Raw genomic sequence first — 19,217 nt, 5'->3', positions numbered from 1 at the left:
CGGCGGCACGGACGAGATCCGGGACGGGCCATCGGCCCGTCCCGGTTTGTTCATGGGCCCGACGGCCGCCGCCTCTGGTCCTGTGCCGTTCGGTTCTCTGCCGAGCGGCCGGGGCTGGGGTGGGGCGTATCGGGGTGTCCTGCCCCGACGGTGAGCTGCGCGGGGCCGTGCCCGAGGGCCGCCGTTCCTTGTCCCGCGCCGCGCCGCCGGGGCGGGTCAGCGGACCGGGGCGTTATCCCCGGCGGTGAGCTGCGCCGCCGGGGCGGACCGAGCCGCGGCCGGAAGGTCGACCCGAAGCAGCGCGCCACCGCGTGCGGAGCGGGCGACGGTGGCCCGGCCGCCGTGGGCGTCGACGACCCGCTGCACGATCGACAGCCCCAGACCGGATCCCGGCAACGCCCGGGCGCTGTCGGCACGGTAGAACCGGTCGAACACCCGCGGTACGTCGGCGGCGTCGATGCCAGGCCCGGCGTCGTCGACCTCGAGCACCGCCGACGCGCCCTCGGCCCGGAGCCGGACTTGGACCGGCTGGTCCGCGGGGGACCACTTGCCGGCGTTGTCGATGAGGTTGAGCACCGCTCGCTCGAGCGCGGCGGGACGCCCGCTCACCCACACAGAGGTCACGTCGAGCGCCACCTCGATGTCGGGCATGCGGGAGCCCGCCCGGGTCGCGGCGGCCGCCACCACGTCGGCGAGATCGAGTACCTCGGTGCTCTCGTCGCTGATGTCACCGCGCGCCAGGTCGGTCAGCTCGGCGACAAGGGTGCTCAACTCGTCCACCTGGGCGCCGAGATCGTTGAGCAGCCGGGTCCGGCTCTCCGCCGGCAGCGCGCTGTCCAGGGTGCCGCGATGATCGAGCCGGATCAGCAGTTCGGCGTTGAGGCGCAGGCTGGTGAGCGGGGTCTTGAGCTCGTGGGCGGCGTCCTCGGCGAGCAGCCGCTGGGCCCGCCGGGAGTCCCGGAGCGCGGCGAGCATGTCGTTGATCGACTGGATCAGCCGCCGGATCTCCCCACCGCCCTCATCGGGGATGTCGGCGTCGAGGTCCCGGGTGTGCGCGACACGTACCGCGGCGGCGGTCAGCCGGTCGATCGGTGCCAGCCCGGTCCGTGCCACGGTCCGCCCGACAAGAGCGCCGCCCACCACGCAGAGCAGCCCGATCAGCAGCATGCCGAACCCGAACCGGTTGATCGGGCTGTCATCGGCGACCTGGGCCACCTGGACCGCGCCGTCGCCCGCCCGCAGCGTGTAGATGACGTAGCCGTCCTCGTCGCTGTCGTTCGACTCCATCAGGTCGGCCGACGCGCCCTCCGCCACGCGCCCGGCTTGCTCACTGACCGGGGGGAGAGAGGGTTGGCCGGCCGGAGTCCGGTTCGAGCCGTCGGGCAGGATGACCCGCACCAGCCGACCGGATCCGGGATACGGCGGTAGGTGGAACTGCGCCAGACCGGCGCGCTCCGCGTTCGTCGCCAGGACGCGGGAGTCGGCGCGCAGCTGATTCTCGGCGGTCCTCTGCAGCTCCCAGCCCATGAGCTGGCTGGCCACCTGGAAAGCCACGAACACGCTGACGGCGATGGCCGTAGCCGCGATCACCGTCAGCCTGGCCCGCAGGGACCGCCGGCGCCACCATCGGATCACCGGGCGCGGTTGCCGTCCCGCGGGCCTGCTCACGGAGGAGTCTCCCGCAACGTGTAGCCCAGGCCGCGCAGCGTGTAGATCAATCGTGGCTCACCCTCAGCCTCCATCTTGCGACGCAGGTAACTCACGTACACCTGCAGGTTGTTGGCGGTAGAGCTCATGCCGAAGCCCCAGATCGCCTCGAACAGCGCGTCGCGGGTCAAGACCCGGGTCGCGTTGCTCATGAGGACCTGCAGGAGGGAGAACTCGGTCCGGGTCAGGTGCAGCGGGCGCCCACCCCGCCACGCCTCGAACCTGTCCGGATCGAGCCGGACGTCGGCGAACGAAAGGATCTGCGACTCCTCATCGACCGGCGTGCGCCGACGCAGCAGGGCCCGCACCCGGGCCAGCAACTCCTCGGTGGCGAACGGCTTGGGCAGATAGTCGTCGGCGCCCGCGTCCAGCCCCGCGACCCGGTCGGAGACCTGATCACGGGCGGTCAGCATCAGCACCGGCAGATCCCGACCCGCGGCCCGCAACCGTCGGCAGGTCTCCAACCCGCCGAGGCGGGGCATCATCACGTCGAGGAGCAGCAGATCCGGCGCGTCGCCACCGAGCCTGTCGAGCACGGCGAAACCGTTGGCGACGGTGCTGGTGTCGTAACCCTCCACCTGGAGCACCCGCTCCAGCGACTCACGGATGGCCGCCTCGTCATCCGCGATCATGATCCGCACGCTGGCCCGCCCCCTCCGGTCGGCGCTTTTGCCGCCCATTCTCCCCGGTCAACCTGAGACCAGCATTAGAGGGTCGCTGAGGACCACGCTCCTTTGGATACCTGAGAGCAGAACCCACCTGGGCCGACGGTCGGCAAGCCATCTGCTCACCACCTGGTCCCAGGGAGCACCGTCCATGCGGGTAAGCAGCCGACGGACCGTGGCCTCCGCGTGCACCGGCTTCGGGGCAGCAATGGCCCTGGGCGCACGGCGAGTCGCTCCAGCACGTGCGGCGGCGCGTCCGCGATCCACTCGCCGACCGCCACGGCAGCCCCCCAGCCCCACCGCTACACCGGCGCCCGCCTCGACCCCACGGGCCTGTACAAGATGGGCCACCGGTACTTGCCCCCTCTCTCGGCCGCTTCACCCAACCCGACCCGTCAGGGCAGGAAATCAACCCCTACCTCTATGCGAGCGGAGACCCTGTCAACCATGCTGATCCGTCTGGGCCTGGGCTTCTGCGACAACGCCTTCGGGAAGGCAGCCGGCGGCGTGGTGTGCGTATCGAACGAAGTCAACAAGGGGGCGACAGGCGTCGCGGCGGGCGCTGGTGTCTGCACGATAGTCGCTGGGCCGACGCCCGGCGGTGCCGGTTGCGGTGCTGTAGGGGCGACAGCTGGTGTCGTGCCCTTCGTGACTATGGAACAGCAAGTACCTGCGGACGTGACTCGAAGTCGCGCCCGCAGCCGGTCTCTCGGGAGTTGCAGTGTCAGACACGAACAATAGGTCGCTACCCCTCGTGATGCTGGCGGTGGCCTGCATCATCGTGGGTGTCTTACTGGCGATTGCGGCCGGTGGAAACGTGTGGATGTACGTCGCCGCAGCAGCGCTGGGCCTGGCAGGGATTTCTCTGCTGACGAACAGGTTCGGTCTGGGAAAGAGGTAGGCGGACCACCGGTTCTTGACCGCCAGCAAATGCTCAGCGCCGACGTGGCCAGTGGTTTCGAACGGACGCACGTCCGTCTGCTGAGAGCTGTTCGGCAATGCCCGGTTGGGTACGAACGGGGCGGATAACCTAGTCGGCCACTGCCTGGCATGGCTACCTCCCTCAGACCGGCCGCTTACGAGACGACCCAACCCATGCGGGGCACCGCGCGGGTTGGGTCGTCCACGGCCGTGTGGGGCCCGGCGGGAGGCCCGCCCACGGCAGTCGGGGTTCCGGTCATGCGCTACGGCCTGCCGCAGTTGTTCGCACTGCACCACTCATCGGCCCCCCAGCCAGGCCCCGGCGGGGTCGCCCACTCCTACGAGGAGGCACTCAACGCCCTGGAACTCGCCGAGCGCCTCGAACTGAAAGACCCGGTGCTGCGGGCGGCCGACCTGCTCGTCTATCCCGTCCTCACCCGCGACCGGCAAGCCATGGCCGAACTCGTCGTCAACACCCTCTGCCACTCACCACGGCCCGTGGCGGCGCCCAGCCCCTCCTGGACACCCTCACCGCCTACTTCGACTCCCGCGCCAGGTCGTTCGAGGTCGGCGCCTGGCACGTCATCGCCTCGGAGACCGGGTTCAACACCTCGCCCGGCAGCCATACTTGAGTATGCGGGGGCATCCCGTGGTGGTGTGACTCGGGAGAGGCAGCAATCCGGTGAACAGCGACACTCAGAGGGTGAGCAAGGCCGAGGTACGGCTCAAGTGGGACCCGAGTCCCTGGAATCGGCCAGCTCATCATCTCGACATCATCGCCACGACCTACTCGGCGGATGCCCCCTACGGCCGGCCCGTGTACGTCGTCCACTACGACAGTCGCTCACCGGACGGCACCATCAACATGGGCCGGCACAGCCAGACCGGTCAGGGTTTCGGCTACGTCGAGGTCATGACCTTGGAGTTCGATCGTCTGGCTTCCTCCTTCGCACGGGTGGTCGTGGGCGTGGCGATCCACCAGAACAACGGCGCCAAGACCTTCGGTGACATGTCGAACGCCGGCGTACTGGTCGTCGAGGGGTACAGGGAACTCCTGAAGGACGATTTCACCCAGGTCTCGGGATCCACCGCGGCGACGGTCGCGGAGTTCACCCGTGGTCCTTCCGGAGCCTGGGAGTTCCACGAGATGGTCCGTGGGTTCGACAGCCAACCCACGGTCTTCACCGCGGAGATGGGCAACGCCGCACAGCCGTGACCCGGATCGCCGAGCCGTCCGCAGGCACCAGAGTGGTGGGACAGTGCGGACGAGCGGAGCGGTCGGGTGCGTTGTCGGTTCCGAGACCAGAAGTCAGGTGCGCGCGAGTCCGGCGGCTCCGAAGGACACGTCGAAGCGGTCGCACCAGATGCTCACACTGGTGTACCGGGACGGGTCCACGTCGGCGGGCACGGTGTAGTTCTGACTGCCCTTGTTGCCCTTGAGCTTGCCGAGACTCACGTAGGCGCCGTCGTCGAAGACGTGCCATCCGGCCTGTCCCTCCTTGACCGGCGCGTCGGTCAGCCATACGCGCAGATCCGGGCCGTTGCTGGTGTCGAGGTTCTCCAGCCGTACGACGTGGGATCCGTCGGCGAGCCGTACGAGCTTGACCTTGCCCGAGGTGGCGTGCTCGTGGCTGATCAGGTCGCCGCTCGCCAGTGTCCGGGGCTCGGCTGCCGGGGGAGGGGACGCTGACGGCACTCCGGCCGATGGAGCCGCGGAGGTCCCGGCACTGGGCAGGGCCTCCTGGACGGTTTCGTCCTGCCACAGCTTCCACGGCTGGAACCAGTACAGCCCCGAACCGGTACCGGCGACCGCCACCACCAGCGCTCCGATGACCAACGGCCCGCCCATCGTCCTGCGTCCCCGCCCCATGCCTGCCTCGATTCCTGAGTACTTCCCCTGCCCCATTCAACAAGGTGCGCGAGTGGCGTGCACCTGGTTGATGATGACGGAAGTCTTACGCCGCCACCGCGCCCGCGAGCCTGGCCGCCTGTACGGGCCCGTGCCCACTCGGGCCTTGGTGGAGACGGGCCCGTACGTCTGGCTCCAAGATCGGCGGCCCACGAGCAGCCGCCTACAACCGGCCGGCGAGTTCCGCCTGGTCGCGTCGCCGGTCCAGGTAGCCGATGGCCGGGGTCGCCATGACGCCGTGCAGCACCACGGAAATCACCACGGTGAGGGCCACGACGGCCCACAGCTCCCGCTCCAGGCCGGCAAAGGAGTCCTGCCCCAGCGCGTAGGAGAGGTAGAACAGCGAACCGATGCCCCGGATCCCGAACAGGGCGACCACGGCGCGCTCCTTCTTCGCCACGGCGGTGCGTGCCTGTGCCAGCCACCCCGTGAGCGGCCGTACGACCAGCAGCACCAGGACGCCGACGAACGCGCCCGCCCACGTCAGGGCGGACAGGGCGCCGTCCACCAGGTATCCGCCGAGCAGGAACAGGAGCACGGCCGTGAGCAGCCGTTCGATCTGCTCGGTGAACTCGTGCAGCACTTTGTGATAGCCGTGGCTGCGCTCGGCGGCCCGGATGACGCAGGCCGTCACGAACACGGCCAGGAAGCCGTAGCCGTGGAGCACCTCGGCGATGCCGTACGACATGAAGGTGGCGCCCAGCGCCACGAAGCCCTCCATGTGCTCGGAAAGCCGCAACGCCCTCGTACGCGCCCGGAAGAACATCCACCCCAGCACCCAGCCGACTCCGCCGCCGACGGCCAGCCCGACCACGCACTTGCCCAGCAGGTCGGTCAGCGCCCACGAACCGATCCACTCCGCCGACCACCCCGTCCCGGCCGCCGCGGCCAGGGCGATGGCGGCGTAGACGAACGGAAAGGCGAGCCCGTCGTTCAGCCCTGCCTCGCTGGTCAGAGCGAACCGCACCTCGTCCTCGTCGCGTTCGGTACCCAGCGGCTCGCCCACCCGCACCTCACCGGCCAGCACGGGATCCGTGGGCGCGAGCACGGCGCCCAGCAGCAGGGCGGCAGCGGGCGGCCAGTCCAGCAGCCCCCAGGCCAGCAGGGCGACGACCGCCACGGTCAGCGGCATCGTGATGCCCAGCAACCGCCACGTCGTCGACCACCGGCGCCACGCGAAGGGCCGGTCGATGGCGAGCCCGGCGCCCATCAGCGACACGATCACACACAACTCGGTGGCGTGCTCGACCCACAGCCGATGACGTACGGGATCCACACTCGGCACCCCCACCGGCAGCAACTCGATCAGGACCCCCGCGGCGAGGAACACCATGGGCAGGGACAACGGTCGCTTGGAGACCACCCGGGGCAGCACGGCCGCACCCAGGGCCCCCAGGCCCAGACAGACGTAGACCACGTCCGAAAGTGTCACTGCGACCTCCTGCCCGAAACGATCAATCCCAGGTCACGTGTGTACCCCGTCCGCACCTTTGTTCGCCCGAGTGTGTCGCGGAGTTCGCTGTCTGCACGGTTGCGACGGAAGCGGTGGAGGTGGGCCGACGCACCCACTCCGGTTGACCAGCCCTGCACCCGTCGGCGCTGCAGGATGTAGAAGACGACGAGTCCGGCGACCGCTCCCGCCAAGGCCCAGTAGTTCAGGTCCGAGGTGAAGAAGAGGGCGATGATCAGGGTCGCGCCGAGGTCGTCGACGGGGCCTGGACCTCTCCGTCGGTCACCGACATGCCTTCGCCTTGGCGGTCCTGGCGGTCATCTCCACCCACCTGCCCACCGCCCTGCGCGCCTTGCTGCTGACCCTCGTCGCGGGAGTCGCCATGGGCCTCATCCTGCGCACCGTCCGCGACCAGGATGAGAACGCATGAGAACGCATCACCCGCAGAACGCACCGGACATCTGCTGCACCCGCTGTCCGCCGGCCTGTGTGTGCCCCTGTTCGCGCTGTTCGCCGCCGGGGTCAGCGTCTTCGGTGACGCACTGGGCGCGGTGTTCACCACTCCCGAACCGCTCGGCGTCATCCTCGGCCTGGTCGCAGGCAAGATCATCGGCATCTTCGCCGGCACCTACGTCGCCGCCCGCTTCACCCGAGCCCGACTCAACCCGGACCTGGCCTGGGCCGACGTCCTCGCCCTGGCGGCCCTGGCCGCAATCGGCTTCACCGTCGCCCTGCTCATCGGCGAACTGGCCTTTCCCGGCACGGCCGTCGGCGAGCACGTCAAGGCCGCCGTCCTGATCGCCTCGCAGCGCACGCAATCCAACGGCACGTGACCTGACCGGCGCCGTTGCGTCACCTGTGGGGTGGGCTCAGGCGTCGCCGGACGTCTGCCCCCGGCGCGGTGCCTGGGGTGACTTCGCCGCCTCCGCCTCGGCCTTGGCGTCGCTCACCGCGGCGGCGGCCTGCTTCCCGGCCTCGTCGGCCGCCGCGGCGGCGTCGAACGAAGCCGTCCAGCCCGCGTCAAGCTCGGGGGTCCCGTGCGCGTCCGGTGGGTGGTCCGCGCCAGCTGCGGCTGTTTCGTCCGGTTGCGCCGCTGATTGGTCACCGAAGGCACGGGTGACGGTCCGGATCGCCTCGGTCAGCTCCCCTGGGATCACCCAGAAGGTGTTGTTGTCGCTGTTCGCCAGGTGCGGCAGCGTCTCCAGGTACTTGTAGGCCAGGATCTTCGCGTCGGCATTGTTGCGATGGACGGCCTGGAAGACGAGCTCGACCGCCTTCGCCTCACCGTCCGCGCGCAGGATCATGGCCTGCTGCGCGCCCTGCGCCTCCAGGATGTCCTTCTGCTTCGTGCCCTCCGCGGTGAGGATCTTGGCCTGCCTCTCGCCTTCGGCGTGCAGGATGGCCGCGCGTTTGTCGCGCTCGGCCCGCATCTGCTTCTCCATCGCCTCCTTGATGGTGTGCGGTGGATCGATGGCCTTGATCTCGACACGGTTGACTCGGATGCCCCACTTGCCGGTGGCGTCGTCCAGGACGGCGCGCAGCCGGGAGTTGATCTCCTCGCGCGAGGTGAGTGTCTCCTCCAGGTCCATGCTGCCGATGACGTTCCGCAGCGTGGTCACGGTGAGCTGGTCGATCGCCTGCAGATAGTCGGCGACCTCGTAGGCCGCCGCCCGCGGATCGGTGATCTGGTAGTAGAGGACGGTGTCGATGTTCACCACGAGGTTGTCCTCGGTGATCACCGGCCTGGGATCGGAGGAATAGACCTGCTCGCGCACGTCGAGCTTGGTGTTGATGCGGTCCGCGACCGGCACGACGAGGTTGAGCCCGGGTTGCAGGGTCCGGCGGTACCGGCCGAACCGCTCGATGTTGTACCGGCGGGCCTGCGGCACGATCCGCACGCTGGCGGCCCCGAGGAAGACGACGACGATGACCGCCACCAGGGCGAGGACGACAAGTGGATCCACGGTGCCTCCGTTGCTGGATGTTCAGCCGTTCACGGAAGAAGCTCACGGGGGTAGACGATGGCCGTGGCGCCTTCGATCTCCACGACGTCCACCAGCGCCCCTACCGGTATCACGAGGCTCTCGTCGAAAGCGCGGGCGGACCACTCCTCGCCGGAGAGTTTGATCAGGCCGCGGGTTGCGGTGACCTCTTGCATGACCTCGGCCCGTCGGCCGATCAAGGCGTCGCTGCCCTCGCGTACGAGGGATGGCTGTGCCATCTGTCGCAGCGCGACCGGACGAACGACGAGAAGACCCGCAGCTGCCGCGACTCCGAAGGCCACGAACTGGCCGAGTACGCCGACACCTACACCGGCGACGACGGCGGCGACCACGGCGGCACCCGCCAGGAGCCCGAGGACCAGGGTCAGAGTGAAGAACTCCGCGGCACCCAGGGCTGCAGCGGCGGCCAGCCATATGAACCAGGGCATGCCATCGCCCTCCTTCGGGGGCCTGTCTCCTCCAAGCTACCGCCCGGAACTCCGGACAGACACAGCGAGGCAGCGGTTATTGATCATTCAAGCGTGATGGCCGCCCGGTCGATGACTGCCTCCTTGGGAGCCTTCACGACGATGCTCGGGCGCAGCCCGGCGCCCACGTGACCGCTCGTCGTCTCAGGACCACTCGCCCAGCGTCACCGCCGGCGAGGACGGTGTTCGGCACTGCCGGCGCCGCGTGTGTCGGCGCTCCGTAGTCACCGGCGCGCTCTGGGGCGCAGGGCGCGACGCCGCTGGCGCCACCATCGAGGGGGTAACGCAGGCGGAGCGGCAGAGCTGAACGCGCAGGGACTCCGGCGCCGGCCGGGGGTCCCTGCGCGTCTGCGTGGCGTGTCAGTGGCTGCCGGTGAGTTGGCCGGTGAGCTTGGCGTGGAGGTCGGTGCTGGAGGTGTTCAGGCCGGTGATCCGCACCTTCTTGCCGCGCTGGGCGTACTTGGTCTCGATGGCGTCCAAGGCCGCGACCGATGAGGCGTCCCAGATGTGCGCGGCGGACAGGTCGATGACGACCTTGTCGGGGTCGCCGGCGTAGTCGAACCGGCTGACGAGGTCGTTGGAGGAGGCGAAGAACAGCTCGCCGGTCACGGAATACACCACCGTGCTGCCGCCGGGGTCGGTGACGGCGGTGACGTGGGTGAGGTGGGCGACGCGTCTGGCGAAGATGACCATGGCGGTGACGGAGCCGACGACGACCCCGATGGCGAGGTTGTCGGTGGCGACCACGCAGATCACGGTGATGGCCATGACGGCGATTTCGCCGGCGGGCATCCGCTTGAGGGTCTTCGGCGCGACGGAGTGCCAGTCGAAGGTCGCGAACGACACCATGACCATGACGGCGACCAGGGCGGCCATGGGGATGTCGGAGACGACCGGGCCGAAGGCGATGCACAGCACCATCAGGAACGTGCCGGCGAGGAAGGTGGACAGGCGGGTGCGGGCGCCGGACACCTTTACGTTGATCATGGTCTGGCCGATCATGGCGCAGCCGCCCATGCCGCCGAAGAAGCCGGTGACGATGTTGGCGATGCCCTGGCCGATGGACTCGCGGGTCTTGGAGGAGTGGGTGTCGGTGATGTCGTCGACCAGCTTGGCCGTCATCAGCGACTCCATCAGGCCGACCAGCGCCATCGCGAGCGCGTAGGGGGCGATGGTGGTCAGGGTGTCCAGGGTGAACGGCACGTCCGGCAGGCCGGGGACGGGCAGGGAGGACGGAAGGGCGCCCTTGTCACCCACGGTCGGCACGGCGATGCCCGCGGCTACCGTGATGACGGTCAGGATGACGATCGAGACCAGCGGCGCCGGGATCACCCGGGTGATCTTCGGGAAGAACACCATCAGTGCCAGCCCGCCGGTGATCAACGGGTACACCGCCCACGGCACGTTGTGCATCTCGGGCACCTGCGCCATGAAGATCAGGATGGCGAGCGCGTTGACGAAGCCGACCATCACCGAGCGCGGCACGAACCGCATCAGCTTCGCCACCCCGAGCGCGCCGAGGACCACCTGGAAGATGCCGGCGAGGATGACGGTGGCGACCAGGTATCCCAGACCGTGTTCGCGGTGCATGGGGGCGATGACCAGCGCGACGGCGCCGGTGGCGGCGGAGATCATCGCCCGTCGGCCGCCGACGATGGAGATCGTTACGGCCATGGTGAAGGAGGCGAACAGGCCGACCGCGGGGTCGACCCCGGCGATGATCGAGAAGGAGATCGCCTCGGGAATCAGGGCCAGGGCGACGACCAGGCCGGCCAGGATCTCGGTGCGCCAGATTTCCGGATCGTTCAGCCAGTCGGGCTTGAGGCCGCGCAACCGCGCGGCGGGAGTCACAGCAGCAGAAGACAAGGAGATGCGTACCTGTCGTGCTCGGGCACACCCCGCGGGCAGGCCGGGGCATACGGGAAGGGCGTGCAGGGGCCGGGCTGGCACCCGCGGACGGCTCGCAGGGCGGGCCGGAAGGTCGAAGGGGGGGCGCGAGGCGGGGCGGCACGCACGGGCGGCCGACGGCTCACGTCCAGGGGCGAAGCCTCACGGCGGGCAGGCGGCGGCGATCGGCGTCAAGGGCTCGCGCACGCTCTCTCCTGCAAGGATCGGATCTTCGCCGGAGGCGCCATCGGCCCGGGAACGGCGACAGGCGAGGGAGCCGGGCTGCCCTCACCATCAGCGACTCTACCCTAACGTTAGGGTAGAGATCGGCGGTGTCCACCCGGGCTGAAACGCCAACGACGACAAAGGGCCAGAGGATCGCGAGCGTGGACAGCAAGCACATGCAGATCGGCGAGGTCGCCGCGCGTACGGAGCTGTCCCTGCGTACCATCCGGCACTACGAGGAGACCGGCCTGGTCATCCCCTCGGCCCGTTCCCAGGGCGGCTTCCGTCTCTACACCGAGACCGACGTCGCCCGCCTCATGGTCATCCGCCGGATGAAACCGCTCGGCTTCACCCTGGAACAGATGCGCGACCTGCTGGACGCCACCGACCGCCTGGACCGCGGCGATGCTCTTGACGCCGACGAGCGGGAGGTCCTGCTGGAACGCGTACGGACCTACCAGCAGGCCGCGGCCGAGCAGGTGGAAAAGCTGCGCATCCAGCTCGCCCGCGCCGAGGACTTCGCCGCCACCCTGAGCGCCCGCCTGGAACAGAACCCTGGGGCTGCCCGCCTCCAGAACCGCCGGTCCCCGGCCGGTGTTGCCCCGCCGCCGGGTGGGCCGAGCACCGGAGCTGCACGTGCGGTCGCGGTAGGGGAGCAGGACCAAGGCGAGGGTGCAAGCAAGCCCTCGCGCACCAGGGCCGAGCCGTAGCGGCGGGTGAAGGTCGACACCACCTCGGACCGCTGCGCTTGCCCCGGCCGTGGGCAGCTCGTAGGCGCGTCGCCCGGTGCAGCGGGAGGTGGAGGCGCTGGAGTCGGCCGAACCTCAGCGCCTCGTTCTCCCCGCCGTCGCCCCTCACAGCGCCCGCGAGGCAGAGCAACGCCGCGCTCTGGCCGCCTTCTGGACGGCTGGGAAGCGGCGGGCGGAGCGCGCCGACGTAGCGCCTGTGAGGGCGCCCGCATCTCAGGTGGGTGTGGGGCGCGGGTGTCGGCCGCAGCGCCGTGACCGGGGAGAGCCAGACCGTTTCCACCAGTCTGGACGTCCGACCCAGCGGGCACTTCGCTCTCGCCCTCTGAGACAGCTCTGAGCGGCGCTCAGGCGGTGCGGCAGCGCTCGATGTCCCCGGCCGAGCCGGGGGCCGCGTCACCGCACGCCTCCCCGAGGATGTCGACCTGCACACCGGGCCTGTGCGCCCTGGTGAACCGCATGATCGACGAGGGCTGCCGGCACCTCACGTTGGACGCCTTCGCCGTGAGACACCTGAACTCCACCGGCGTCACCCCGTTCCTCGCCTGGTACCAGCGCCTCGCCGCCCCGGGCGGCCCCCTCATGCTCAAGGCCCCCACCGGCCGGATCCCGAGGGGCGCACCGGCCATCGAGGGCTCCGGTCGGAGGGGGGGAGCCGGAGGCCGGGAGCGGGAGGTCGCCGGTCTCCGTGTGATCGGTTGGCTCGCCGTCGCCGCAGTCGGGTCAGACCGAGTGCCCCTGCGATCGCAGCCAGCGGTGCACGGTGTCCTTGTCCGCCGGTGTGATCCGGACGTCGCTTTCGACGTGCGGGCCCTCGTCCTCGTTGAACGCCGTGTCCGTGACGCGTGCCGTGACCCACGTGGCCAGGTCCTGCGCAGCCGGTTCGGGGAGGGAGCCTTGCTCCCAGCCGGCACGGGCCTTTCCGGCGGCGTCATGGTCGTGATGTTCGGTCTCGGCCAGCCACGCCCTCACCAGTCGCTCCACTGTCCCGCGCTGTTGGTCGCCGATGGGCTGCCTGTCGTTGTCGTCCATGCTGTCCCGAGTGCCCGCCCCGGCTGCCGCCTCCCCTCTGCGCTCCGGATGTCCCCCGGCGCGGCGTACCGCCCTGCCACCAACGTCGGCCCGAAGGGACTGTCCCGCAGGGGGGTGACCTCCTGCGTGCCCGGGGCGAGGAGCTGCTCGCGCAGCGTCGGGGCGTCGGAGGTGCGCAGCCACAGCGCCACGCCCAGGCCAGGACGTGTGACAACGTCAAGGTCGACATCGGGCAGCGGCTCGCGGACGGCGCGCGGCGCCATGGACAAGGCCCTGCGCGAGCACGACCTCACCGTCCCGCAGTACTCCTGCCTGGAACCCCTCGACGAACAGCCCGGTCTGTCCAACGCCGACCTCGCCCGGGGCACCTTCGTCACCCGGCAGTCGGCCAACGTCGCCCTGCGCGGCCTCAAGGACGCCGGCCTGATCAGCCAGGCCACCAGCACCGACCGCGGACGCGCACTGACCATCCATCTGACCGAGGCCGGCCGACACCGCCTGCACGCTCTGCCGATGCGTCCCCTTCCAGCCGTAGCGGCAGCGCATTCGGTGGGGCGGTTGGGAGTGCCCGTCCGCCAGGACACCGGACGGGACCCGCCTTTGCCACCGCGCCGACCGCGGCCCGCTGCTCATCGTCTCCGGCGTGAAGGACCGCACCGTCTCGTGTGTCAACGCGTCCTAGAAGCAGCGGAAGAGGAACTCGGGAGTCGAGATCGCCGAGATCGAGAACCGGAGCCACTCCCTGATCATCGACAGCGGCTGGCGGGAGGTCTGGAACACCGCCCTCGCCTTCATCAAACGCTTCCACTGAGCAGCGAGAATCCCCGACCTGGTGCACGGCGCCTCGACCGCCGGTTGACGGGGTCGGCGTCTTTGCCGTTCACACAAGGTGACCCGCAGCCACCGGGCGCAGAGACGGCCCCAGCACCGCTCATGCCCTGGTGCTGGGACCGTCGTACGTCGGTCAGATCCCCGCTGATGCCTTGCCTGGGAGACGCAGCGAGACCCACCCCGTATCCGCGCCGGTGTGCAATTGCGCGCCAAAGGTTGCAATGGGTTGGCACTGTTCGGGCAGGATCCCCACGCGCATGCCGCTCATGGTGTGGTCCATGTCCTCGTCGGAAGAGTCGGTGTCGAAGACGTCGCCCAAAACGCCCCGCGCTGATCGGAGTTCCCCCGGTTTGAGGTCACGGCGTGGGCCGTGCGCAGCTGGACGGTCATCGCCGCAGTGGGGGAGTCTGGCGCGCGGCTCGGAGGCGGGCAGGCGGGTCACCCGCCGCAGGCGGAGCGGATCTTGTAGAAGGTGGACAGGTACTTGGCGTGGTAGTCCGCGCTGGTGATGCGCACGAAGGACTCGTCGGCGGAACGCAGCGACGAGCCGGTCAGGTTGGCGCTGCCCGTGTAGACGCGGGGCGTGATGTCGCCGTTGTAGTCGCCGTCGATGAGGATCTGCTTGTTGTGCGGACGCACGTCGATGCCCGGGCCGTTGGGGATCATGCAGGCGCGGTGCTGGATGTTCGCGCCGGTCAGTCGGGACGTGACCTTCGGCTCGGCGGACGCGTACACGATGTCGATCCAGCAGCCCTGGCCGCGCAGTTCGGCGAGTCTGTCGGCCACCTGGATGCGTGAGTCGTTGAAGTACAGCATCACGATGCGGATGTCGGTCTGGTGGCGTTTGCCGTCGGTACCGGTGTAGGAGCAGGAGACCTCGTCGAGTGCGTTGACCACGGTGTCGGTTGCCGGGTTGTTGTACGAGGAGTCGCCGCGGGGGAAGAAGAAGCCGCGGTAGGCGGAACCGGTGGGCGTGGAGAAGTAGGCGTTGGTGTTGCCGCCGGCCAGATGGCGTCCCGCGCGCAGCTTTTCGTGGTAGCTCGCGTAACCGTCGTATACCGCGCCGTCGGAGAAGGTGACGGCGTCGTTGAAGGACTCCTCCTTGTACCAGTCCGACAGGTTGGAGGAGGTCTGGAAGACGACCTTGGCGTAGCTGGTGCCGTCGTTGAAGGGGCCGACCTTGGAGAAGAGGAAGAACTTGTTGTGGTTGTACGCGGGGCCGGGCGGTGCCACCGCTAGACAGCCGCGCTGGACGTCGTCCACGCCGTCGTCGTCCTCGAACCGGTCATCGCAGACGACCACCCAGGAGCGGGCGCTGTCGTTGTTGCCGAGTCCCGTCTTGAGCGACTCGTAGGCGGGGTTGGCGATCTCCTTGCCGTCGCCGCCGACGTACGTCGAGTCGTCGACGATCAGCCTGACGTCGACGCCGCGCCGGTGAGCGGCGAGCAACGCGTCCGCGACCTCCTGGTCGCGGAACTCGAACATGGATCCCCGGATCGTCTGCCCCGTCGGCGTGGCCTCGATCAGCGCGACGAGCTGGGTGAAGATCGCCTTTTGCTGGTCGGCCGCCCCCAACGGGTCATTGAACACAGGCCCGTTGATGACGGGCTTGGCCGCGGCGGAGGCCTGGGGCGCACCGCCGAGAGCGAGTAAGGCGACGAGGGCCAGGAGCCCGGTGAGCATCCTGGCCGAGCGGCGAGGACGGCCGCCGCCGGTGAAGAGCGTGCGTATGTCAGGCATGGGTGAGCCCTCTGGTGAGCTGGATGGATGTTCGGCGTGGACCGGCGTGGAGCAGCCGGCCTCCGTGGCCTCGGAGGGAGGATGGGGCCTGGCCCGCCTTCTTCGCGGGCCGGGCCGTACCGTCTGCTCAGCAGCTGGGCCAGAGGTCGGTGGAGTACGAGCTGAAGTTGGCCTCCGACATCCACCCGTGGATGTTCGTGCCCTTGATGCGGCCGAAGGCCCAGTCGTTGCCGTACGCGTTCTCGTACCAGCAGTGGAAGTACAGGACGTCGCCTTCGAACATGGTCGTGACCGTGCCGCAACTGGCGTAGGGCGCGACCTTCAGTCCGTAGGTGCCCTTGAGCACGCCGGACCCTTCGTCGGCATTGCGGGTTGCCGGGCTGGTGCAGGACACGGCCGCGGCACTCGCCGCCGAGGTCATGCTGACACCGGTGGTCAGAGCCGCACCGGCCGCGATGGTGGCGGCCCAGCGCCTGGCGCGCATGCGCATGTTTCCCCCTTGTGCGTGTGGTGCCCAGCCGTCCTGAGGTGGGCATGACGAAGGTGGTCACCCGGCATCCTGGCGCTCCTGCGCGACCGCGTCTTTGGCACGCAGCGCCATCCCCTGCGCACCCCGCGCCGGACGTGGACGGCAGTGCCGCTCACCTCTCAGCGCCGTCCCGTGGCACGGGCCCGCCATGCCGCCCAGAGGTGCTTGGCGCAAAGGCCCCTGGCCCACCCTGATCACCGCGATCCACACTGCTGTGCGACCACTGGTCGAAAACGTCGCACACGGGAATCGGGGGAGGCCCATGATGATGACGGTGCTGGACACCACTGACCTGCCGCCGGGCGACCGCACGGAGGCATGGGTGCAGACCACGGCGCTGGCCGCGGTGACGACGCGGTTCAGGTTTCCGCAGCCCGAGCGGTTCGGGGCGCGGATACGAGCGATGGAGCTGGGAGCGGTCCAGCTGTCCACACTGAACTACGCGCCGCTGGTCTCCTATCGCTCCGCGAAGCTCATCCGGCAGGCGGACCCGGAGGTGTACCAGCTCGCGCTGATCACTTCCGGCCGACAGGACATCGAGCAGGCGGGTCACCGCACCTCGCTCGGGCCCGGGGAGATACTGCTCTACGACAGTTCCCGGCCCTTCGAAGCCCAGGTGGACGTGTCACAGGACAGGTCGAGTTCCGTTCTGCTCCAGTTTCCCCGCCATCTCATGCCCCTCCCGGACAAGGTGGTGGCCCCGGCCTGCGGCTCGGCACTGCGCGGCTCGCCGGGCCTGGGACGGGTGTTCGGGCAGCTGTTGACCTCGCTCGCCGATCCCGGCGCCGAGCTCACCGGCAACGACCGGGTCCGGCTGGGCACGACCCTGATCGACCTCGCGGCGGCCCTCGTCGCCGGACATGTCGAGCAGACCTCCGCGCTACCGCCGGAAGTCCATGGGACCGCCCTCTACCAGCAGATGACCGGCTTCATCGTCCGCCAGCTGCACGATCCCCAGCTGGGCCCCGCCGCCGTGGCTGAGGCGCACTGTCTGTCCCTGCGCTCGGTGCACCGCGTCTTCCGGGCTCACGCAACGACCGTGAGCGAAGTCATCCGCGGTGAACGGATGTCACGGTGCCGCAGGGACCTAGCAGATCCTGCCCTCGCGACCACACCCGTCGGCGCGATCGGTGCCCGCTGGGGCTATCCGCGCCCCTCGGACTTCACTCGCGCCTTCCGCCGCGCGACGGGCATGACGCCCACGGCCTACCGGGTCCAGATGCAGAATCGTTTCTGACAGCCGTGGTGGCCGGGACCGGGGAACGCGCTGGCGGGTACCGCGGTTCACTACCACGACTACGGCCAAGCCCGGCACGGCCACATGCGTGTCGCTGATCTGGCTCATGCCCGGCATGAAGGATCACCGCTCCCCGCCGCTGCCGTCGGGCTGATCCGGCATCGTCTGCACCGCCGCTTCCGGACTTGGTACCAACCAGCGTCTCTTGGAAGACGGTTGCCGAAGGGGTGTACTTGCTCGGGAAGCGGGCGAGTATGTCGGTGTGCCGGATGATTCTGCTTTATATGGTCTGGTCGGTGCGGTAGCGGGGGCTTTCCTGGGTGCAGGCGCGGCCGTGCTGGGCCCGTTGCTGTTGCACCGTCGCCAAACCCGAGTCCAACGGGATATGGAAGCCCACACGCGGCGTGAGGCCCGGGTGGGCCGGATGATTCGTCTGCGTAGCTCCACCCGGGACTGGCAGGACGTCCTCGAAACAGCCTGGAACACCTTGGAAATGGGACGCCCCGTCGACCCCGAGCGGCTACAGGAGGCGTGCCGTGATGCCCGCGCTGCGGTGAACCTCGCCTTCGACGAGGGACTTTACGACGGCCTGTGGTGGTCGCACCCGCGGCACGAGGGGCTGGCGCCCGAGTTCCGCGTTCCGACGGACCGTCGATACCCACGCTCTGGCTGGGACATCACCGACCTCGGAGACGCACTCACCACAGCCACCCAGCTGCTTCTCAGATGCGCCGAAGCCGGCCCCCCGATCCCGCCGCGCCTGCACACCGACACCACCCGGGCACTGGAAGAGTTGCGCGCCGCCCGGGAACAACTCGCCGCCCGCATTCTCGACCTGATCGAAGCAGAGGATCCCACCCGCGCTCGACACTGAGCGACGCAGAGAGGGTGCTGATGATCATCCGCGCTGGGTGGAACGGCGCTGGAGCCGGCCGTACCAGTGGAGCGCCCCATGAGCAAGGCGGCGTGGGATGGGATGGGGCGGGGCCTCGGCCGGGCAGGCAGGGCGCTCGAGCGCCCTGCCGCCTCGCGTCCGGCGAAGACTCCCCGTTCGGCCGCCTCCGGCCGTTTTCCCTCGGGTTCGCGCTGCCCGTCTTCGCGCTGATGTCGGCCGGTGTCTCGATGAACGGCCGGGGTTGCCTCTTCGTCGAACTCTCCGAGACCAGCCAGACGCCCCTCGTCGATGCCAAGGGTGCCGTCCTCCTCGCCCCGCCGCTGTCCCGCTGGCCGCGCTCGTGTTGGCTGCCGCAGCAGCTACCACGAGCGCCTCGCCCATCGACCCGAGCAGCAGGAAAGGACGTGGTCGACGGCCGACAGCCGTAGTTTCCGCGTCATGCACACCCTCCTCGGCCGCCGCAGCGTGGCGATGAGGGCGAGTCGCTCTTCAGCCAGATGGCGGATGCCCGCCCAGAGCTCCTCGATCTCCTGGTGCGGAAGGTGCGTCACGGTGTGCCCTCCCATCCGAGGAGAGAGCGGATTGTGTCGGCGAGGGTGAGGGGATCGAAAGGCTTGGCCACCACTCCGTCGATGTCCAGCTGTCGCGTCATCGGCTGGTCGGCGTTTGCTGGCCGAGAATGTCCGCACCGCGGCCCAGCCCGCTGGCACCCGCGCACGCCCAGACCCGCACCGCAGCCGCTGCTCTGCTTACCACCGAAGTCGGCACGGTCTGCCGTGGAAGCGGGCCGCTGTGGCCGCCACAGCGCGGCGGATCAGCCCGGGCGGCCGACCGGGCTGTGGTGACTGTTTGGAGCCTGTATGGGCGGGCTGGTGATGCTAGTGCCGCATCAGGCAACGTTCGCCCTGGGTGGTCTGCGACGATGACTCCATGGACGAAGAGGTCATTCCCATTCTTCGCGTCGAGGACGCTG

General features: G+C 69.4%; 14 protein-coding genes and 5 pseudogenes. 8 read left to right on the top strand and 11 right to left on the bottom strand.

Going from position 1 to position 19,217, the window contains the following annotated elements; all coding sequences use genetic code 11:
* Positions 1 to 216 precede the first annotated feature (216 nt).
* Together ACIGAN_RS06305 and ACIGAN_RS06300 are read right to left on the bottom strand one after the other, a co-directional pair.
* Positions 217 to 1,668: a HAMP domain-containing sensor histidine kinase gene (locus ACIGAN_RS06305; RefSeq protein WP_399855379.1), complete on the bottom strand. Its 1,452-nt coding sequence runs from the start codon at positions 1,666 to 1,668 to the stop codon at positions 217 to 219.
* Complete coding sequence (locus tag ACIGAN_RS06300) at positions 1,665 to 2,348, bottom strand: response regulator transcription factor (RefSeq protein WP_399855376.1); 684 nt, start codon at positions 2,346 to 2,348, stop codon at positions 1,665 to 1,667. Before ACIGAN_RS06300 ends, ACIGAN_RS06305 begins: the two co-directional genes overlap by 4 nt.
* 266 nt (positions 2,349 to 2,614) lie before the next feature.
* Between ACIGAN_RS06300 and ACIGAN_RS06295 the strand changes: the two genes are divergently transcribed.
* From ACIGAN_RS06295 to ACIGAN_RS06285, 3 genes and pseudogenes are all read left to right on the top strand, one after another.
* A complete protein-coding gene (locus ACIGAN_RS06295) occupies positions 2,615 to 3,130 on the top strand; it encodes an RHS repeat-associated core domain-containing protein (RefSeq protein WP_399855374.1) in 516 nt (171 codons plus the stop codon).
* 469 nt (positions 3,131 to 3,599) lie between these two features.
* Positions 3,600 to 3,841: pseudogene (locus ACIGAN_RS06290) on the top strand (PucR family transcriptional regulator); the annotation flags it as partial.
* 155 nt (positions 3,842 to 3,996) lie between these two features.
* A complete protein-coding gene (locus ACIGAN_RS06285) occupies positions 3,997 to 4,509 on the top strand; it encodes a TerD family protein (RefSeq protein ID WP_399855372.1) in 513 nt (170 codons plus the stop codon).
* A 93-nt stretch (positions 4,510 to 4,602) separates the two neighbouring features.
* Here the strand turns inward: ACIGAN_RS06285 and ACIGAN_RS06280 are convergent, their stop codons facing one another.
* From ACIGAN_RS06280 to ACIGAN_RS06270, 3 genes and pseudogenes are all read right to left on the bottom strand, one after another.
* Positions 4,603 to 5,163 (bottom strand): DM13 domain-containing protein, encoded by a 561-nt coding sequence (locus ACIGAN_RS06280; RefSeq protein WP_399855370.1) that lies wholly within the window; start codon positions 5,161 to 5,163, stop codon positions 4,603 to 4,605.
* Between the two features lie 202 nt (positions 5,164 to 5,365).
* Entirely contained in the window at positions 5,366 to 6,634 is a 1,269-nt protein-coding gene (locus tag ACIGAN_RS06275; RefSeq protein ID WP_399855368.1) for a cation:proton antiporter, read from the bottom strand.
* 146 nt (positions 6,635 to 6,780) lie between these two features.
* Positions 6,781 to 6,912 (bottom strand): annotated as a pseudogene (locus ACIGAN_RS06270) (Na+/H+ antiporter NhaA); the annotation flags it as partial.
* Between ACIGAN_RS06270 and ACIGAN_RS06265 the strand changes: the two are divergent.
* Positions 6,913 to 7,458 (top strand): annotated as a pseudogene (locus ACIGAN_RS06265) (Na+/H+ antiporter NhaA); the annotation flags it as partial. It lies immediately after the preceding pseudogene.
* A 63-nt stretch (positions 7,459 to 7,521) separates the two neighbouring features.
* Here ACIGAN_RS06265 and ACIGAN_RS06260 read toward each other — a convergent pair.
* The 3 genes from ACIGAN_RS06260 to ACIGAN_RS06250 form a co-directional block, all read right to left on the bottom strand.
* Positions 7,522 to 8,616, bottom strand: coding sequence for an SPFH domain-containing protein (locus ACIGAN_RS06260; protein WP_399855366.1), 1,095 nt, complete (start codon positions 8,614 to 8,616; stop codon positions 7,522 to 7,524).
* A 29-nt stretch (positions 8,617 to 8,645) separates the two neighbouring features.
* Positions 8,646 to 9,083, bottom strand: coding sequence for an NfeD family protein (locus ACIGAN_RS06255; protein ID WP_399855363.1), 438 nt, complete (start codon positions 9,081 to 9,083; stop codon positions 8,646 to 8,648).
* A 399-nt stretch (positions 9,084 to 9,482) separates the two neighbouring features.
* Positions 9,483 to 10,988, bottom strand: a complete 1,506-nt coding sequence (locus ACIGAN_RS06250; protein ID WP_399855361.1) for a SulP family inorganic anion transporter — start codon at positions 10,986 to 10,988, stop codon at positions 9,483 to 9,485.
* A 407-nt stretch (positions 10,989 to 11,395) separates the two neighbouring features.
* Between ACIGAN_RS06250 and ACIGAN_RS06245 the strand changes: the two are divergent.
* Positions 11,396 to 11,785, top strand: a pseudogene (locus ACIGAN_RS06245) (MerR family transcriptional regulator); the annotation flags it as partial.
* Between the two features lie 918 nt (positions 11,786 to 12,703).
* Here ACIGAN_RS06245 and ACIGAN_RS06240 read toward each other — a convergent pair.
* Complete coding sequence (locus ACIGAN_RS06240) at positions 12,704 to 13,012, bottom strand: hypothetical protein (protein WP_399855359.1); 309 nt, start codon at positions 13,010 to 13,012, stop codon at positions 12,704 to 12,706.
* 261 nt (positions 13,013 to 13,273) lie between these two features.
* On the opposite strand from ACIGAN_RS06240, the pseudogene ACIGAN_RS06235 reads away from it, so the two are divergent.
* Positions 13,274 to 13,519: pseudogene (locus ACIGAN_RS06235) on the top strand (MarR family winged helix-turn-helix transcriptional regulator); the annotation flags it as partial.
* A gap of 762 nt (positions 13,520 to 14,281) precedes the next feature.
* On the opposite strand, the gene ACIGAN_RS06230 reads toward ACIGAN_RS06235, so the two are convergent.
* A complete protein-coding gene (locus tag ACIGAN_RS06230) occupies positions 14,282 to 15,583 on the bottom strand; it encodes a phosphatidylserine/phosphatidylglycerophosphate/cardiolipin synthase family protein (protein WP_399855357.1) in 1,302 nt (433 codons plus the stop codon).
* Positions 15,584 to 15,710: 127 nt separating this feature from the next.
* Entirely contained in the window at positions 15,711 to 16,067 is a 357-nt protein-coding gene (locus tag ACIGAN_RS06225) for a hypothetical protein (RefSeq protein WP_399855354.1), read from the bottom strand.
* A gap of 313 nt (positions 16,068 to 16,380) precedes the next feature.
* On the opposite strand from ACIGAN_RS06225, the gene ACIGAN_RS06220 reads away from it, so the two are divergent.
* Both ACIGAN_RS06220 and ACIGAN_RS06215 read left to right on the top strand, forming a co-directional pair.
* The gene (locus ACIGAN_RS06220; protein WP_399856196.1) at positions 16,381 to 17,349 is read left to right on the top strand and encodes an AraC-like ligand-binding domain-containing protein; all 969 of its coding nucleotides are present in this window, start codon (positions 16,381 to 16,383) and stop codon (positions 17,347 to 17,349) included.
* A 424-nt stretch (positions 17,350 to 17,773) separates the two neighbouring features.
* Positions 17,774 to 18,223, top strand: coding sequence for a hypothetical protein (locus tag ACIGAN_RS06215; protein ID WP_399855351.1), 450 nt, complete (start codon positions 17,774 to 17,776; stop codon positions 18,221 to 18,223).
* Positions 18,224 to 19,217 lie beyond the last annotated feature (994 nt).

This window comes from Streptomyces sp. NPDC085931, assembly GCF_044540565.1.
Lineage (GTDB): Bacteria > Actinomycetota > Actinomycetes > Streptomycetales > Streptomycetaceae > Streptomyces.
This window is presented reverse-complemented; position numbering and strand designations above follow the sequence as displayed.

Coding starts and splice junctions, on each gene's coding strand:
- ACIGAN_RS06280 (WP_399855370.1), bottom strand. CDS start 5,163: ATGGGGCGGGGACGCAGGACGATGGGCGGGCCGTTGGTCATCGGAGCG.
- ACIGAN_RS06255 (WP_399855363.1), bottom strand. CDS start 9,083: ATGCCCTGGTTCATATGGCTGGCCGCCGCTGCAGCCCTGGGTGCCGCG.
- ACIGAN_RS06240 (WP_399855359.1), bottom strand. CDS start 13,012: ATGGACGACAACGACAGGCAGCCCATCGGCGACCAACAGCGCGGGACA.
- ACIGAN_RS06230 (WP_399855357.1), bottom strand. CDS start 15,583: ATGCCTGACATACGCACGCTCTTCACCGGCGGCGGCCGTCCTCGCCGC.
- ACIGAN_RS06225 (WP_399855354.1), bottom strand. CDS start 16,067: ATGCGCGCCAGGCGCTGGGCCGCCACCATCGCGGCCGGTGCGGCTCTG.
- ACIGAN_RS06220 (WP_399856196.1), top strand. CDS start 16,381: ATGACGGTGCTGGACACCACTGACCTGCCGCCGGGCGACCGCACGGAG.
- ACIGAN_RS06215 (WP_399855351.1), top strand. CDS start 17,774: ATGATTCGTCTGCGTAGCTCCACCCGGGACTGGCAGGACGTCCTCGAA.